A 16978-nucleotide genomic window follows, 5' to 3' on the forward strand; every position below is an offset into this window, starting at 1 on the left:
GGAACCAGGACTGGGAGCGGGGAGATGACCGAGATCAAGGTCGTGGTGGCCGATGACAATCCCGTCGTCCTGTCGGGGCTGGTGGCCCTGCTGGAGTCGACGGGCGAGGTACGGGTCGAGGGGCGGGCGGCGGACGGCGCGCAGGCGATCGAGTTGACCGAGCGGCTGCGTCCCGACCTGGTGCTGCTGGACGTTCGGATGCCGTTCGTCGACGGGATAACCGCGTTGCGCACCCTGAGCAAAATCACCCGGGTCCTGATGCTCACCTACACCGACGACGACGAGGTCATCCGCACGGCGATCCGTGGCGGAGCCAGCGGTTACCTCGTGCACGGCTCCTTCACGGCCGCGGAGCTGGCCGCCGCGGTGCGGGACACCGTCTCGGGGGCCGGCAACCCGCTGTCGCCCGTGGCGGTGACCGCACTGATGGCCGCGGTGCGCCGCCCGGACGACCCGGCGCCGGCCTCGGGAGACCGCACGCAGGAGCGCGCGAGGTTCGGCCTGTCGGCCCGCGAGGCCGAGGTCATGGACCTGATCGCCCAGGGGCGGACCAATCGCGAGATCGCCGAGCGGCTGTTCCTCACCGAGAAGACCGTGAAGAACCATGTCAATCGCATCTTCGCCAAGATCGCGGTGGAGAATCGCGCCGCCGCGATCGCGCGGTGGCTCGGTACGGCCGTGGAGCCACGATGAGTGGAGCCGTGAGGAAAGGCCTGGGATTGGGTCTTCGGGATGGGCCTAGGTTGGGCCTTCAGGCCCTGGGTTCGGCGTCGCCGGTTCCGTACCTTCAACAATTGAAGACGGCACCGAATACGCAGGAGAAAGAACATGAACTCACTCCAGTACCTCTCCGCCCGGCTGTCCGCGTTCATCGTGACCCACTCCGGCGGGTCCGACCGGGACCGCGGCGAAGGCCCGGTCTCCTACATCGCCGTGGTCCTGCTCATCGCCGTGATCGCGCTCGCGGTCGCCGGCTCCGGCATCGGTACCACGATCGTGGGCTTCATCTCCAGCGCCGTCAGCAAGGTCTGGACCGACGGGGGCGGCGCCGGCAGCAGCGCCGCCGCCTGACGCCACGCTTCCTGCGAAAAGGGAGTCCGCCTGTGTGGAGGACCGGCATTGCCGGTCCTCCACACAGGCTTTTCCGGTATCAATGTGTCGGTGTGGTCGCGCCGAGCTCGAGGAGGCCGAGTGGGTAAGGTTTCGCACAGCCCTCACATTTATCGCATGGTGGCGGTGTTCGCCGCGGTGGCGCTCGTCGGCGCGTGCAGTTCCGACGACCCGCCGGGCACGACCGCTCCGTCGTCTTCCGCCCCCGCCTCCCCTGGCCAGGAGAAGGTGCTGCAGTCGCGGACCGTTCTGTTCAAGCCGGAGATTCGGCTGGACCTTCTTTCGCTGGACCGGGTTTCGGACAAGGTGGTCACCGCGCGAATTCGGGCGAACAATCCCACCGCCCAGAAGTTCTCCTTCTCCTTTATCCTGGCCCCCTACTCCCGCGACCCCAAGGGCCAGTTGAGCCACGACCCGAACTCGGTCGGCGGGATCGCGCTCCTCGACGGCGGCAACGCCCGTCTCCACTACCCCCTGGTGGGTCCGGACCGCAGGTGCCTGTGCACCAGGTCCTTCGCGCCGGAGGTCGCGGCGGGCGGGACGCTCACCTTCGATGCCGCCTTTCCCGCTCCGCCCGCCGACGTGAAAACCCTCGACCTGGTCGTTCCCGCCACCGCGCCCTTCGTCGGGGTGCCGGTGGGGAGCCGGCCCGGAGGGAAGATCGATCTCGATGCCGGCATGAAGGGCGTCGACCCGACCACCGCCAAGCTCGGCCCGCAGCGGGTGCTGCCGGTGACCGCCGTGACGGAGACCGGAACCGGATCCGAGGCCGATGACGGGGACGACCTCAGCGTCCGCATCTCGACCGACGTCCTGTTCAAGATCAACAAGGCCGACCTCACCCCGGCGGCCCAGGCCACGCTGCGTGAGGTGGCGGACAAGATCCAGCGGTCCCCGGGCAAGACGGTCACGATCGAGGGCCACGCGGACAGTACGGGCAACGCCGCCATCAACCAGCCGCTGTCCGAGCGCAGGGCCAAGAGCGTCGAGGCGGCCCTGAAGCCGCTGGTGAACAAGCCCGGACTCGTCTACCAGCCCAAGGGGTACGGCTCGTCCCGACCGCTCGTTCCCAATGACACACCGGAAGGGCGGAAGAAGAACCGGCGGGTCGCCATCACGTTCGCGAAGCCGGCGCCGGCCACGACGGCGTCCCCCGGAGCCTCCGGAGCGCAGCCGGCGAAGGGGCGGACGCTCCAGCCCACGGACGGGCCCAAGGGAGCGTCGATCCAGGTCGAGGGGCTGCGCCGGGGGGCCGACGGGGTCACCGTCTTGACCTGGACGCTGAAGAACGGCGGATCCGCGCCCGTCCCGGCCGATTCCATGTTCACGGCCCCTCCCGTGGACGGTTACACCGACAGCGGCCCCAGCGGTGTCGTTCTCACCGCGGCGGACAAGCGCTTCCGCGTCATGCGTGACAGCGAGCGCAGAGCGCTGGTGATGCGCTACGAGAAGGCGGGATCCGAGGTCGACAGGGTGCCGCCGGGCGGGCAGCAGAGCATGTACGCGGTGTTCAAGGTCCCGGCCGACGTCACCGCCGTCGCCCTGGAGTTCCCCGGGTTCGCGAAGGCCGAGAATGTCGCGGTCGAGTGAGCCCGGCACCGGGCGGTGCTCCGGATCCCCATGTCCGCAGTAGACGACCCGCCGGCCCTCGAGGCCGAAGGGCCGTCCGCCCCGGAGCGTCCGCCAGGCCGGCGATGGGTCCCCACCACCGCGGCCGTCTTCACCCTCGCCGTCGGATGCTTCGGATGGATCATCGGGCTGCGGCCCCTCGGTGACAACTCCTTCCTTTGGCATCTGCAAACGGGGCACTGGATCCTCGAGCATGGGGTACCGCGCCGGGACCTGTTCTCCTTCACGGCTCCGGACGCGCCCTGGATCGCCCAGTCATGGCTGGCCGAGGTCCTGTACGCGCTGCTCGACGACCTCGCGGGCGCCGCGGGGATCAAGGTGCTCAACGCGGCCGTCGGGGCACTGGTCGCGATGCTGGCCTACCGGCTGGCGCTGCGGTTCACGCGGCACAGCGCCTGGGCGGCGTTCCTGACGGTCGCGGCCGTGGCGGCGTCGCTGCCGTTCTGGTCGGGCCGGCCGCTCTTCCTGGGCATCCTCGCGATGCTCGTGCTGGTCTGGATCGTCGAAGTACCCGACTCGCGCCTGGGCGCGCGGCCGGCGCTCACCGTCCCGGTGCTGATGTGGCTGTGGGCCAACCTGCACGGCGGTTACATGCTGGGATTCGGCTACCTCGGGCTCCATCTGCTCGGCCGCCTCCTGGACGGGCACAGGCCGACCCGGGGGCGGGAGCGGTCCCTGCTGCTGGGCGGCGTGATCGGGTTCGGGCTCTGCTTCGTCAATCCCTACGGCGCCGAACTCGTCGTGTTCCCGTTCCGGCTGCTGCTGCGCGGCGGCATGCTCAGCCACGTCGTGGAATGGATGTCGCCGAACTTCCGGTCGGCTCCCGGCATGCTGTTCGGGGTATGGATCGTGGTCTTCCTCGCAGCGCTGATGCTCGCCCGGCGCCGGCTCGAGCGGCGCGACGTGGTGGTGAGCCTGCCCTTCCTGCTGCTCGCGTTCTGGGCCCAGCGCAACATCGCCGTCGCGCCCCTGGTCGCGCTGCCGGTCGTCGCGCGCGTCATCGCCGTACCGGAACTGCGCGACCGTGGCCGGCTGCTGAACGTCCCGCTGCTGGGTGTGCTGCTGCTCGGGGTGGCACAGCTGACGGTCGGGCGCCTGCAGGAGCCCGGCTACCAGCTGGAACGCCACTATCCCGTGAAGGCGATGCGGGCGCTGGAGCAGCGCGGCCTGCTCGGCCGGCGCCTGCTCACCACGGACGGCTGGGGCGGGTACGTCATCCACGCCTACTGGCCCCGCCAGCGCGTGTTCATCGACGACCGGTACGACATGTATCCGGACGCGATCGCGCGCGAGCACCTGACGCTCATCGAGGGCGGCGCCGGCTGGGACGCGATCCTGGACCGGCGGCGGATCGAGGTCGTGCTGTGGCCGAAGGACCTTCCGCTGACGCAGCTCGTCGGCTCCGATCCGGCGTGGCGCCCCGTGTACACGAACGCGGGTGCGGTGATCTACACGCGGCGGTGACGCCCGGCGGCGGGCGCGGCCGGGAAGCGGCCTGACCGGGCGATCTTGGGGCCGGGAATGGGTCTCCGGGCTCATAACATACGGTCACTCGGCCGATATACCTGAGGTCGTGCGTAACCTGCTGCGTTTCGTCCTGCCGGTGGCCCTGGCCGCGGCGCTCCTGTGGTGGGTCCCCTGGAGGGACTTCACCGATTCCGTCGATGTGGCACCCGGTTTCCGCGCCTACCGTGCCGACCACTACCGGCTGGCGTACCCGGTGGACTGGCAGGTCAAGGAGGGCACGGACCCTTCGGGACGCCCGAGGGTGGAGTTCAACGGGCCCGCGAACGAGAAGGGCGCCTACTCGGCGCAGGTCCGCGTCGTGACCGCCGCCGGCTGGGGATACCGCCTGGAGGACAAGGTGACCCAGTTCCAGGCTGCGGCGTCCAGGGGTGGCTACCAGGTCCTCGACGCCGCCGCGGTGACGGTACGGGGGGCGCGGTCCGCGTACCGGTTCGAGATCGTCACCCGGACGAAGACCGCGACCGGCGCGTCGGTCCGGCTGCGCGGCGTCCGGATGCTGATCCTGTCCGAGGAACGCACCCTGGTCGAGGTCAGCGCGGAAGCACCCGAGGAAGGGGAGGGCCAGGCGCTCCTGCCGCGGGTCCTGAAGAGCATCCGGGTGGACGACCGGCGGGGGCTGCTGTGACCCCGGCCCCTCAGCATTCCGCGTTCATCCTGGCCAGCGGGCGGGTGTAACCGACGACGTTCGGCCGCTGGTAGGAGGAGACACGGATCGGACCGCACGCCGTGCAGCGCGCCTCGATCATCAGCTTCTGCTTCGGGTCGAGGACCAGTCCCACATGGCCGGGGCTGCCGCTGCTGGTGCCCGGGCCGGAGTTGAAGAAGACCAGGTCGCCGGGCTTCTCCGTCCCGGCGGCGACATGCTCTCCATAAGGCCACTGGCCGAAGGTGGTGCGCGGAATGGGCGCCCCGTTCTCCAGGTAGGAGGCGTAGATGAGCCCCGAGCAGTCGAAGCCGCCCTCGGCGTAGGACTCGCCGCCCCACACGTACGGGTAGCCGATCTTCTTGTACGCGCTGGCCAGGATGTCCTTGACGAGTTTGCACGCGTCGATGTCACTGAGATCGGGCGTCGGCCCGGTGTAGGCCAGGTCCACTCCGTAGTCGGGGATCCCGGTGTACTTGACCGAGTCCTCCTTCGCCACCAGCCGGATCTTGAAGAGCCGGAGGATCTGTGAGCGCGGGGTGGCCTGCCTGAGGTAATGCCAGGTGGTCACGCCGTCGCAGACCAGGTCCTTTTGGATCCACGTCCCGTTCGGCAACTGGATGGAGTGGGCCTGGCAGTCCGGCAGCTTGAGCTCGGCGATGGCGGTGGCGGTACCGCGTCCCTTGGGGATGCCCGTCTTTCCAGCGCTGTCGGTGCAGAGGTTGCGCCCGTTGCGCAGATCCTCACGGTCCTTCTCGGTGAGCTCGTCATCCTTCTTGATGACGCAGTCCTTGGTGCGGACGTTGGCCTTCATCGTGTGCCCGGCGGCGCCGGACGGCTCGACCTTGCCGACCAGGTCGGCGTTGTTCCGGGTGGCGTAGTCGCGGGCGGCCCTGTTGTAGGACGGGTCGGCGTCGCCGAGGTTGGGGGCCACCTCCCAGAGCCCGATACCGCCGACAGGCTGGCCCATCTGCGCCAACTCCACCGCCCGGTCGCGCAGCGGTGTGACGGCCGCGATGGCCGTGGCGTCGACGGCCGACTGCGCCCGCGTGCGCAGGTCGTTGGCGCGCGCGACCTGGACGGCCATCAACGTCAGCGCGAACGCGCAGACCATTGCGGCCAGCAGGACGATCTGGGTCGACCCCTCGTCCCGGCTTACCGCCCGCCACCGCCCACTTCTCACCCTGCCACCACCGAAGAGTCGAGATCACAAAGGCACCGTCAGGGATCTTAAGCAATCGGTGAGCTGATCAACAGGGCCCAGAGACCCAATCATGTTCCGAACGGGCCGATCGGCGTGCGAGGTGAGCACTGAAAGAGCCACGAGGCGGATGCCGGGGCCCGCCGCCGGCGTGGGATGTACGGCGCTTCGGCAGGATGGCGCGGACTCCGATGAATGACCGGTGACATTCTCGGTAATACCTGCGAAAGAATGGCCAAACAATAAAAGCCGAAAAGGAATATTGGGCCTTTGAATAGGTCTTCGGACTCAAGGGGAAAAGTGGCTTCACTGGCAGCCTTTCCGGTGTGCGGGAATGGGTGGAAAGAGCGATCGTCCGGCGGGACCGGGATCGCGGCGAAGGACCGATCAGCTATCTGCTCGTGGTGCTGCTGTGCGCGCTGATCGTGGCGGCCCTGGTGCTCTCCGGTGTGGGAGGCCAGGTCGTTCGCAGCATCGGGGCGGGCGTGTGCAAGGTCGCGCAGGCCGGCGGCCTCGTGGACGGGTGCGATCCCGGCGGGGGACCGGACGACGGCCGGCCGCAGGCGAACCCGGATATCCCCTCCAGTGGCTGCGTCCCGTACATGAAGCGCGAGTACCTGGAGGAGACGGTCAGCGTCCCGGTCAGGTACGTGGACGTCCGGACCAACAGCCGTGGCACGCTCCAGCTGATCGAGCGGATCGGACCTGACGGCAAGTCCACCTGGGAGGTCGTGGACTTCACCTGGGGGGAGGGCGGTGTCGGTACGCCGGAGGTTCCGGCCGGGCCGCTCAAGGGCGGGATTTGGGGCGGCCTGACGCTCACCAACGGCAACGTCTACGGCGGCTTCTCCAGCGAGGAGGAGGCACGGCGGTTCTACGACCAGTTGCGGGACCACCGGATCGGCAGCGAGATCAAGTTCGGGCTGCGCACGAACCCGGTCACCGGCGGGCTGGTCTGGCTCGGCAGCCGACTGCCGTGGGTGGGTGACGACATCGACCAGTACATGGGGGGCAGCGAGCCCGACCGGGAACCGACGGAGTCGTACATGGAAGGCGGGCTGACCGGCGGGTTCCGGGGCAGTGCCGAGTTCGATCTCAAGGTCGCCCAGCTCAAGTTCCCCTTCAAGGGGCGGGGCTGGCTGCTGGCGGGGAGCCGGGTCAACCATCAGAACGGCGAGGTCACCAGCTACTACACCCAGCGCGGCGAGGTCGAGGCGGCGGTCCAGATCGATGTCGGCGATGTGATCAAGCGGCTGCCCAAGCGGCTGCGCGAGGGGGCGCAGAAGGGGTTGGAAGAGGGGCTCGACGCCGCGCTGAACGCCATCGAGGGGCAGTTGAAGGGCAAGTACGGCAATGACTTCATGCTGAGCCCCCAGCATCGGACGCAGATGAAGACGCAGATCAAGCTCAATCCGAGCATCGGCTTCAACTACAAGCACCGCGGCAGCACCCAGTGGGCCGTCACGACCGACGCAGAGGGGAACCTGCTGCGGCTCACCCAGACCCAGGACGGGCAGGACGTCCTCTACGTCCGTGCCGACGGCAAGGCGGGCGGCACGGGTCCGGACAACAAGGGCGAGGTGACGGCCGGCGGGCAGTGGATCCTCTTCGCGCAGCGCGTCGTGACCCAGAAGGACCTCGACTACACCTCCCAGGAGGGGCGCGCGATCATCGACCAGTACCTGCGGGACGGCGACACCGGCGCCGTGGAGGACGCATGGGAGCGGGGCGCGGGCACCATGAGCCGGATGACCTACGACAACACGGGCGAGACCACCAAGCTGGAGGCCCAGGGATCGCAGCCGAAGGCCAAGCGCCGGCTCGGGATGATCGAGATCAGCCGGGAGAGCGAGGAGCACACGCTGACGACCGCCCAGTACTACACGCCCGGGGCGGGCTGGGTCGAGTGGAAGGAATGCCGGTGAGAGGGGCGGCAGCGGCGCTCGCCCACTTCCGGGCCATCGCCGTCGTGGCCGTCGTGGCCGTCGCGGTGGCCGGTTGCTCGGGCGGTGACCCGCCGGTCCCGAAGGGTTTCACCGAGTTCCGGACCGACGTGTACGCCTTCGCCCATCCCACCGGATGGCAGCGGGAGAACGGCGAGGACCAGCGCGGACGCCCCATCCTCACGTTCCGGGGCCCGGCCACTCCGGGGGGCGTCGACGGCCAGGTCCATGTCGGCCGGCTGGACCATTACGGGCAGAACCTGAACGTGCAGTTGGGCCAGTTCCGCGGGCTGGCGCTGATGCACACGTACACGATCAAGGCGGACCGTGCGATCGAAATGGAGGGGGCCGCGCGCGCCCACCGGTTCGAGGCCGACTACGAACTGGTCGACGGAAACGGTTCCAGGGTTCCCTTCACATTGCTCGGCATGTACGTGCTCACCGACGACGGCATTCTCCTGGAATTCATGCTGCGTTCGCCTCGGCGGGGTACCGCGCATGCGCGGCTACCGGAGATATTCAATTCCTTCCGGCTGATCGATTGACGTGGAACGGAGTGCTTCGGTGACCGTGGGTACCGGTCTGGCGATGATCGTCCGTGGGATGTCGGCCACGCTGGGCGGGACGCTGCTCGCCGCGCTGGTCGTCGTCGCCGCCACGGTGGCCGATCCGGAGATGTCCCGGTCACCGGGGTTCCTGCGGGCCTCGGGCGTGGCCGCCGTACTCCTGTACGGGATGCTCGGCTTCGCCGGGACACGCTTCGGGGGCCGTCCGCTGCGCGATCTGGATGCACCGAGCGAGGCGGCACCGCTGATCGCCTGCTTCGGCCCGCTACTGGTCGGACTGCCGATCCAGGTGGGAGTGGCCGCCAGCGGGCAACCCCTGGTGTCGGCGCTGTCGGCATGCTCCGTGCTCGCCGGTACGGCGCTGGGTGCCTGGAGGATCCGCCGGCAGGCCGGGACCGGCGCTCGCCGTGTTCGGGACGCCTGAGCATGCGGCACGCCGTCAAGGTCGTCCTTTGCCTGGCCGCGCTCGCGCTGGTGGCCACCCTCGCCCTCCGCACCCTGTCCATCGCGCCCGGTGACTGGCTCAAGCCGGCGGTGCTGGTGGCCGGCGGCCCGGTGCTGATCATCGTCGCCCCGTTCGCACTGGTCGCCTCGGTCCGTTTCCGCGGCCGGGCCACCGGTACGGAGGGGATCGTGGAGAAGTGCGAGGAAGCGAGTCTCAGCGAGCCCGGGTACGAGCTGACGATTCGCTTCACCGCGCTCGACGGCGGTGAACACCTCTTCACCGGCGAGACGACCCGGCGCCGGCCCGTGGGGCACCCGGTCCGTGTCCTGTACGACCCGCGATGCCCCGAGGACGCGCGCATCGACGGCCCCATCGCCGTGGACGCCATCGGCTCCGTGCTGATGTTCGCGATGGGCGTGGCGTTCACCTACCTCCTCTGGCGGGACCACCTGCAGGGCTGACGCCCCCCCGTTCCCCGCGAGGGCGCCTCGCGAGGTCACCTCTCCCGGCCGCCCGCCTGGGCCTCCAGCACGGTGAATTGGGACCAGCTTGGGTCTGGAGGCTCACGCATTGGAGGGGAGGTTGCCTCTTTGATGGTCACCAGGTGAATCCATGGTGAATTTCAATAGGCAAGATCGTGACCGGGGTGAGGGTGCGCTCAGCTACCTCACCGTTCTGCTGCTGATCGCGTCCTTGGCGACCGTCCTGGTCGTCTCCGGAGTCGGTGGGCAGGTCATCACTTCCATCAAGGCCGCTCTCTGCCAGGTGCTGGCCGCCGGCGGGCTCGGAGTCTGCGAGCAGCCGGAGGAGGGCGAGCATGAGGCCCTCATGCCCACCTGCATGACCCGGCTCACCTCGGACCGCTACACCGGATCGGTGGACGTGGCGATCTTCCAGGCGGGCGAGGACTACTGGTTCATCCGGTCCACCTCGCTGGACCCCCGGACCGGGGAGAAGGTCGTGACCATCACCGCGGTCAAGGGGGACATCGCCGGGGTGGGGACCGGTATCGGGGCCGGCCTCAACTGGGGGAACGCCGTCAACATCGGCGCGGACGCCTCCATCGAGGCCAATCTCCGGATCGGCAGCGGCGACGGCTGGCAGTTCAAGGGGCCGGACGCCGAGGACGACGCCGACCAGTTCATGAGCGATATCCGCGAGCAGTTCTCCATCGACGCGGTGAAGGACAACGGCGGACCGCTCGGCTGGATCGGCGGCAACATCTATGAGGCGGTGGCCGGACCGGATATCCCGGACCCCGACATCGAGCGCTACGAGGTCGAGCTCGACGTCTACGGCGCGCTCACGGCGGGCATCGGCTTCGGGCCGAAGGACCGCGACCGGAGCCCGGATGATCCGCCCCGCGACACCCGCGGCAGCGACCAGGTCAGCCCCAACCTGATGGCCTGGGTCGGCGCCCAGGGCAACGAGTGGGCCATCTACGAGGAGAACAAGAAGACCGGCGACACCACGGTCACCCTGGCGCTGACGGGCGCGGTCGACTACGGCGAGCAGCACGTCGTCGACGGGAACCAGGGCCAGCAGACCGCCCGCGGGGCCCTGGCGGTCACCACGAACGAGGACGGCGAGCTCACCAAGATCACGTTCACCCAGACCCGTATCTCCAACGGCGAGGCCGTCTACACGACGACCGAGCTGCCGTTGACCAACGACCACGACCGGCAGATCGCCCTGGAGCACCTCTTCGACCCCATGAACGGCGGGCCTGCGGGCCAGGCCCTCTCGCTCACCTGGGACGACATGGCACCGACCACCGATCCGGGGCAGGACGCCGACCCGCTCGCGCAACTGCTCTACGACCAGGGCAAGGTTTCCAAGATCACCTACTCCAACGTACAGAACGACGAGTTCTACGGCGCCAACGTCAAGTTCGGCCTGAAACTCGGGGCCGCCTACGAGATCAGCAACACCGGGCGCGAACTCCGGGAAGCGGAGTATCTCGGCGCTCCCGGACAGGACGGCAGGCGGCAGTACAGGAGCATGGACGAATGCGAGCAGTGACCACGGCACCCCGGCCCCGTGGCAGCGCGGGCCCGGCCCGCGCGGCCGCTGCGGCTCTCCTGGCAGGGGCGCTGCTGGCGGGATGCGGCGGCGGCGCGGACCCGAAGGGCGCCGCTTCCTCCACACCGCCGGTACCCGCCGGATTCACCCAGGCGAGTGCCGGTGAACTGACCTTCGCCTACCCGTCCGGCTGGAAGGCCGGGGCACCGCCGGACGGCTGGGCCTACCTGGCCGAGGCGCCCGCGGCCGGCAGCGCGGCGGCGCGCGTGGGCGTGATCAAGGAGGTGCCCCAGGTCCCCGAGCCGAAGGTCGTCATCGCGGGTGCCTCCACCGCCCTGCGGCTGAACGCCACCGGCTACGACCGCGGCCCCAACCGGCCGATGCGGATCCCGGGCGCCACGAAGGCGATCCGCGTCGACTACACCTACAAGACCGGCAAGGCCGGCCAGGACGCGGCCCGGGGCACCGACATCGCCGTGGTGTACGGCAAGAGCGCGGCGATCATCCGCATCGCCGGCCTGCAGAGCGACCTGCCGACCGACCTGGCCGACCGCATCGCCGGCACCGTCGCGGTGCGGACCTGAAGGGAGCGCATGGACCTCGCCAGATCATGGCTCGCCGCGATCGCCGTCTACCTGGTGGTCGCCACGGCGACCGCCGGTACGGCTGTACGCGCGGGTGCCGAGGACGACGACTTCAGCGGCGACGGGGCCCTGCTCTGGAACGCGCTGCCCATGCTGGCCGCGTTCTTCCTCATGGTCGTGCTGGCCGCCGCCGCCCATCCCGCGTCCGAACGCGACCGCCGTACCCGCAACGCGATCGCGATCTTCTCGATCCCGTGCCTGGCGGTCGTCGCCCAGCTCCTGGTCGGTATCGCTCAGGGGCAGGCGGGCGCCACCGCCATGGGGACGGTCGGTGCCCTTGCCGGGGCAGCCGCCGGATGGGGGTTTCTCGTTCTCATTCGCAGAAGGCGCCGCACGCCCTAGAAGAGGGCTCGGTTTGGGTCTGCGGACCCTGGCCGCCGCGACCGGGCCGCGGCTAAGGTCCGGCCGTGCCAGTATCCGACAGGGATGCCTCCCCATCGGCGGTCTCCTCCGGCGCGTCCACGCGGTCGTCCGAACGGCCCGAGGACCCCGGAGATTCGCCCGGAGGGCGCGGGAGCCCGCTTCCGCCGCTGTCTCCGCGGCTCCGTTCGGCTCTGTTCTGGGCCGCGTTCGGCTGGATCGCGGGGCTGGCCCGGCTCCAGGACAACTCGTTCCTGACCCATCTGCGGACCGGGAACCGAATCCTCGACCACGGCATCCCGCGCCACGACCTCTACACCTACACCGTGCCCGACGCGCCGTGGATCACCCAGTCCTGGCTGGTCGAGGTGCTCTACGCCGCGCTCGACCGGACGACCGGCCCGGTGGGGATCCAGATCCTGCACGCGGCCACCGGGGCGGCGATCGCCTGCCTGGCCTTCCTCCTGGCCGACCGGGTGAGCGGCGGCGCCCGCACGTTCCCGGTGGTCCTGCCCGCGGTGTTCGCCTCGTCGCTGTTCTGGGTGGAGCGTCCGCTGCATTTCGGGATCCTGGCCTTCCTGGTACTGATCTGGATCGTCGAGGTACCGGAGTCGTGGCCGGGACGGCGGCCGCTCGTCTGGGTGCCGGTGCTGATGTGCCTGTGGATCAACGCGCACGGCACGTTCGCGCTGGGGTTCGCCTATCTCGGCCTGCACCTGGCGGGCCGGTGGCTGGACGGGCACGCGCCCTGGCGGGGACGGGAGGCCACGCTCGTCCGGGCGGCCGCCCTGGGACTGGTCGCCTGCCTCGCCAACCCCTTCGGTGCCGAGCTCGTCCTGTTCCCGGCCGACCTGCTGGCGAAGGGCGACGCGCTCGAGCACGTGCAGGAATGGATGTCACCCGACTTCCGGACGCAGGCCGGCATGGCCTTCGCCGTATGGATCGCGGTCTTCGCAGCGCTCGCGGCGCTGGCGCGCGAGCGGCCGCCGCGACGCGACCTGCTGGTGGGCGTCGCGTTCCTGCTGCTGTCGCTGTGGGCGCTCCGGAACATCGCCATCGCGCCCCTGGTCGGCCTGCCGATCGCGGTACGGCTGCTACCGGCGCGACGGCCTGGTCCGGCGGTCCGGCGCCATACCCGCCGAAACCTCGCCGCCGTGTCGGCGGTCCTGCTGCTGGTCCCGCTGCTCACCAGGCAGACGCTCGCGAGGCCCCCGCTGGACCTGAGCGACTACCCGGTGTCGGCGATGCGCGTCGTCGAGCGGGAGGGCCTGCTGGGACGCCGGCTGTTCACCCACGAAACGTGGAGCGCCTACGTGATCCACGCGTACTGGCCCCGCCAGCACGTGTTCGTCGACGATCGCTTCGACATGTACCCGGTGCCGTTCACCACTGACTACATGGCGATACGGGACGGCGACGCCCGCTGGAAACGGGTCTTCGACCGCTACCGGGTCGAGGTCGTCGTGTGGAAGACCGGTACCGTCCTCGCGGAGATCCTCGCGCGCGATCCCGGCTGGCGGCCCGTTCACCGGGACCGGCAGGCGACGGTGCTGGTACGGCGCTGACGGCGCCAGTACCGTGCTGACGGCGTCAGGGCCGCCGCACGGCGAGGAAGACGTCCGGTTCCAGGTTCACGACGTGGAATGCCGCCGGAGCGAACTGCCCGCGCTGGAACCGCACCGCCTCGGGTACCCGCAGCCCCTTCCAGACCAGGGTCCCGTCCGTGCCGCGACGCAGCACGAACACGTCGATCGGACCGAACCGGGTGCGCCGGGTGGCGTTCGCGAACGCCACCGGGTCACTGAGGCGCGACAGCCGGACCAGTTCCCGGTGGCGGTCGTCATAGCGGGTGGGGCCCTGGGCGCCGGTACGGTCCACGCCGATGAACCCGCGCCAGGGCAGGAAGGCATGGATCTGCTCGTCGTGGGAAAGCACGTGCGGGTACCGGTCGGCCGGGCGGACCGTTCTCACCTGGCGCTCCATCGCTGCTACCGGCAGGAAGTCCCAGTCGACGATGCCGACCGATGCCGCCAACGCCTCCGGATCGCCCGTGCTCGGATCGCCCGTGCCCGGACCCGGACGGCCGGCGGGCAGGCCTCCGCCAGGGAGCCGCTGGTGGTGGGCCAGCGCGGCGAGCGCGCCGTTCGCGTTCGTTCCGACACGGGTGACCGGCATCCAGGACACCGTGGAGCCGGCCGCGACGAAGAACACGACGGCGGTCATCCCGAGGACTCCGGAACGGGCCGCGACGGCGGGGCTCATCCGTTCCGACAGCCGCGGCGCGATCGTGGCGACGCTCAGCACCAGCCCCACGATCAGGCACAGTTCGATCAGTGGTGCCGTGTAGTAGTAGAGCCCGCTGCGACCGGTGGTCTCCCAGCGGACCATGCCTATCGCACGGTAGGCGTAACTGCCCGCCAGGACGGCCAGAAGAGGCGGCGCCCACCAGGCGGTACGGGCGTAGCGGAGCAGTCCTACCAGCCCTGCCAGGCAGAGGAGGCCGGTGAGCCCGAGTTTCAGGAAGGGGAAGGGGTTCTCCGAGATCCGCGCGCTGTGGAACGTGTCGCCGACCTGCTGGCCTCCGGTGAGCATCGCCGACACGTAAGGGACGGTGTACCAGGCGGTGACGGCCGCCATGACCGCCACTATCCGTCCCACATACAGCAGGTAGGCCCGGCGGTCGGGTTCGCGGCGCCAGGTCCACCACGCCAGCGCGAGCAGACCGAGAGCCGAGAAGACCACCCACGCGTGGTAGGTCAGGCACAGGGCACCGGCGATGACGCCGGCGGGAAGCCAGTGCAGCCGTTCCCCGGGCGGCCGGGCGACCGTCAGCAGGACCAGCGGAAGGAAGACCGCCAGCGCCAGCACCTCGTGCGGCTTGGACGGCACGCCGAACACGAACGGGACGGCCACACTGGCCGCCAGTGCCACGACAGGGGAGACCAGCCGCGACCACAGCGCGAAGCCGGCCACGATCGAGGCGGAGACGAGCAGGATCTCGGCATGCCCGAGCAGCCGCCAGGCCGGAACGTCGGCGAGCATCGCGGCCTTGCCGACCAGGAACGGGAACAGCGGGGGGTATTCCGAGGCCGTCCCGACGATCCCGTCGTGGGTCGCCCAGGAATGCTCGTAGTGCACGGCCATGGCCGTGATGCGCCCGGTGTCACCGTGGACGCCGCCGTAACCGAACGGTGTGCCGTGCAGCGCGGTACGCATGACCAGTACCAGGTACGAGGAGAGCAGCCCCGCCACCACGGCGATGAACGCGGGCCCCCGCCGGCGCAGCGCCACGACGGCCAGGGCCGCCGCCGCGACCACGCACACGTTGAGGAGCAGCCCGGGGGCGCGCGGCTCGAAGGGGTCCAGGTCCAGCAGCGCCGGCGCCGCGAAAGCGGCCGGCACCGTCGCCAGGTAGACGAGCCAGGCCACGGCGGCGGCCGGGACGCGGCCGGTGGACGGTTCGGATGGCATGTGCCCATCCAACCGTGGTGATCGCCCGCCTATCTGGGCCCGCGGGCCCAAAGCTGGCCCCAGGCAGGGCCGCACGCGGGGGCCTCGGACTCTGGCTCCAGCCCGTGCCCCCGGCTAGCGTCGGCCGGTAAGAAGGCCGGAGACGATCCCGATGTGCGCGCCGCCGAGGGCGCGAGGCGCGATCGTGGTCGCGGATGACTCCTGTGGCGCGCGAGAGGGAGGGCAGGATCGTCGTGGACGCGGCCCCGGCGACGTCTCCGGGCGAGGGGCGGCCGCTCGTCCACCGGATGCTCGAGCACAGCCTGCTGCGCTATCTGGTCATCGGCGGCCTCAGCTTCGTTGTTGACTTCGGCACGCTGTACGCCGTCCACGGCGTGCTGCGAGTGTGGCTTCCGGCCGCGACGGTGACGGCCTACCTCATGGCCCTCGCGGTCAACTTCGGGCTGAACCGGCTCTGGGCGTTCGGTGGCGCCGCGGCCACGGCCGTGGGCCGGCAGTTGGCCCGCTACCTGTTCCTGGTCGCGGTCAACATCGCGGTGACGGCGCTGGTGGTCCCCGGCCTGGCGGCCCTCGGCGTCCAGTACCTCGCCGCCAAGGTGATCGCGACCGCCGGCCTCGTGGTGGTGAACTACGTCGCCTACCGGACGTGGGTGTTCGGCCGATCGGCCGCCGCCGCGCCGGAGACCGGTGTATCCGGCGCGCGTCGTCGGCGGCGGTTCGCGCGGCGCCGGACCTCCGGGTAGGCCAGCGCGGCGATCGCCAGGAACCCGAGCGCACCCAGGGCCAGACCCGGACGCAGACCCGGCGGGGAGTAAGCGCACGCGATCCGTGGCGCCGGGCCGCCGGCGGGTCCGTCGATCGGCACCGCCATGAGCCCCCCGTGGCTGCGGGGACGCCGCGCGGGGCCGTTCCCGGCCGCGCACGTCCAGCCGTCCACCAGCGGAATCGAGATCACGGCCACTCCGCGGGTCCCGGCCGGGAGTTCGGCCTTCAGCCGATGGCCCGCCACCGTCACCCGTACGGCACCCTCCGCCCGCAGCCGGGCGACGACCGCCGCCATTTGGCGGCGGTGATGGCGAACATCGCCGCGTCGATCCGGTCCGGCGGGAACAGTGCGACCAGGGGCGCCGGCGGGCTGGCGAAGTAGAGGTAGTAGTCGGGCAGGAACGGGACGCCCATACCCGAATATATGGCCAGCCGCAAAGGCTTGCTGTTAAAGGAGGGAGCACCGTCGATGGCGTATTTCACCAATTGCCCGAACGTCCATTTGCTCTGGCCTGTCGAGCGGCCTGTGCCGCGGTATTCGACGACCGCGCACTCGAAGCCCATCCAGGAGAAGAGCCCCTTGGAGAAGCGGTTGCGCTCGGGCATCCGGAGCAGCGCGTCGACCGCGCGCCGCGACAGCAGCCGGAAGCGT

The 16978-nt window shown here is 70.1% G+C and carries 17 protein-coding genes; 14 read left to right on the plus strand and 3 right to left on the minus strand.

Translation table 11 applies throughout. The annotated features are described in order from the left end of the window. Positions 1-24 precede the first annotated feature (24 nt). From ACH34Q_RS14135 to ACH34Q_RS14155, 5 genes are all read left to right on the plus strand, one after another. Entirely contained in the window at positions 25-693 is a 669-nt protein-coding gene (locus ACH34Q_RS14135) for a response regulator (protein ID WP_395983328.1), read from the plus strand. Positions 694-828: 135 nt separating this feature from the next. Beyond that, positions 829-1071, plus strand: a complete 243-nt coding sequence (locus ACH34Q_RS14140) for a hypothetical protein (RefSeq protein ID WP_395983329.1) — start codon at positions 829-831, stop codon at positions 1069-1071. 156 nt (positions 1072-1227) lie between these two features. Continuing rightward, on the plus strand, positions 1228-2700 hold the full coding sequence (locus ACH34Q_RS14145) for an OmpA family protein (protein WP_395983330.1): 1473 nt from the start codon (positions 1228-1230) through the stop codon (positions 2698-2700). Between the two features lie 30 nt (positions 2701-2730). Beyond that, positions 2731-4203 (plus strand): hypothetical protein, encoded by a 1473-nt coding sequence (locus ACH34Q_RS14150; RefSeq protein ID WP_395983331.1) that lies wholly within the window; start codon positions 2731-2733, stop codon positions 4201-4203. 109 nt (positions 4204-4312) lie between these two features. Next, a complete protein-coding gene (locus ACH34Q_RS14155) occupies positions 4313-4891 on the plus strand; it encodes a hypothetical protein (protein ID WP_395983332.1) in 579 nt (192 codons plus the stop codon). Between the two features lie 10 nt (positions 4892-4901). Here the strand turns inward: ACH34Q_RS14155 and ACH34Q_RS14160 are convergent, their stop codons facing one another. Then, entirely contained in the window at positions 4902-6092 is a 1191-nt protein-coding gene (locus tag ACH34Q_RS14160; RefSeq protein ID WP_395983333.1) for an NlpC/P60 family protein, read from the minus strand. Positions 6093-6436: 344 nt separating this feature from the next. Between ACH34Q_RS14160 and ACH34Q_RS14165 the strand changes: the two genes are divergently transcribed. From ACH34Q_RS14165 to ACH34Q_RS14200, 8 genes are all read left to right on the plus strand, one after another. Then, a complete protein-coding gene (locus ACH34Q_RS14165; RefSeq protein WP_395983334.1) occupies positions 6437-8035 on the plus strand; it encodes a hypothetical protein in 1599 nt (532 codons plus the stop codon). Continuing rightward, entirely contained in the window at positions 8032-8598 is a 567-nt protein-coding gene (locus ACH34Q_RS14170; RefSeq protein ID WP_395983335.1) for a hypothetical protein, read from the plus strand. The genes ACH34Q_RS14165 and ACH34Q_RS14170 overlap by 4 nt, the downstream gene beginning before the upstream one ends. A 19-nt stretch (positions 8599-8617) precedes the next feature. Then, complete coding sequence (locus ACH34Q_RS14175; protein ID WP_395983336.1) at positions 8618-9043, plus strand: hypothetical protein; 426 nt, start codon at positions 8618-8620, stop codon at positions 9041-9043. Between the two features lie 2 nt (positions 9044-9045). Continuing rightward, positions 9046-9525 carry a DUF3592 domain-containing protein gene (locus ACH34Q_RS14180; protein ID WP_395983337.1) on the plus strand — a complete coding sequence of 160 codons (480 nt, stop codon included), beginning with the start codon at positions 9046-9048 and terminating at the stop codon, positions 9523-9525. Between the two features lie 151 nt (positions 9526-9676). Then, positions 9677-11086 carry a hypothetical protein gene (locus ACH34Q_RS14185; protein WP_395983338.1) on the plus strand — a complete coding sequence of 470 codons (1410 nt, stop codon included), beginning with the start codon at positions 9677-9679 and terminating at the stop codon, positions 11084-11086. Further along, positions 11074-11670: a hypothetical protein gene (locus ACH34Q_RS14190; protein ID WP_395983339.1), complete on the plus strand. Its 597-nt coding sequence runs from the start codon at positions 11074-11076 to the stop codon at positions 11668-11670. The genes ACH34Q_RS14185 and ACH34Q_RS14190 overlap by 13 nt, the downstream gene beginning before the upstream one ends. Before the next feature lie 9 nt (positions 11671-11679). Further along, the gene (locus ACH34Q_RS14195; protein WP_395983340.1) at positions 11680-12072 is read left to right on the plus strand and encodes a hypothetical protein; all 393 of its coding nucleotides are present in this window, start codon (positions 11680-11682) and stop codon (positions 12070-12072) included. Positions 12073-12137: 65 nt separating this feature from the next. Then, positions 12138-13655 carry a hypothetical protein gene (locus tag ACH34Q_RS14200; RefSeq protein WP_395983341.1) on the plus strand — a complete coding sequence of 506 codons (1518 nt, stop codon included), beginning with the start codon at positions 12138-12140 and terminating at the stop codon, positions 13653-13655. A 25-nt stretch (positions 13656-13680) separates the two neighbouring features. On the opposite strand, the gene ACH34Q_RS14205 is transcribed toward ACH34Q_RS14200, so the two are convergent. Continuing rightward, on the minus strand, positions 13681-15561 hold the full coding sequence (locus ACH34Q_RS14205; protein WP_395983342.1) for an arabinofuranosyltransferase: 1881 nt from the start codon (positions 15559-15561) through the stop codon (positions 13681-13683). A gap of 194 nt (positions 15562-15755) precedes the next feature. Between ACH34Q_RS14205 and ACH34Q_RS14210 the strand changes: the two genes are divergently transcribed. Continuing rightward, positions 15756-16304 (plus strand): GtrA family protein, encoded by a 549-nt coding sequence (locus ACH34Q_RS14210; protein ID WP_395983343.1) that lies wholly within the window; start codon positions 15756-15758, stop codon positions 16302-16304. 268 nt (positions 16305-16572) lie between these two features. Here the strand turns inward: ACH34Q_RS14210 and ACH34Q_RS14215 are convergent, their stop codons facing one another. Continuing rightward, complete coding sequence (locus tag ACH34Q_RS14215) at positions 16573-16932, minus strand: hypothetical protein (RefSeq protein WP_395983344.1); 360 nt, start codon at positions 16930-16932, stop codon at positions 16573-16575. Positions 16933-16978 lie beyond the last annotated feature (46 nt).

This window comes from Actinomadura sp. 9N407, from assembly GCF_044326315.1.
Taxonomy (GTDB): Bacteria; Actinomycetota; Actinomycetes; order Streptosporangiales; family Streptosporangiaceae; genus Spirillospora.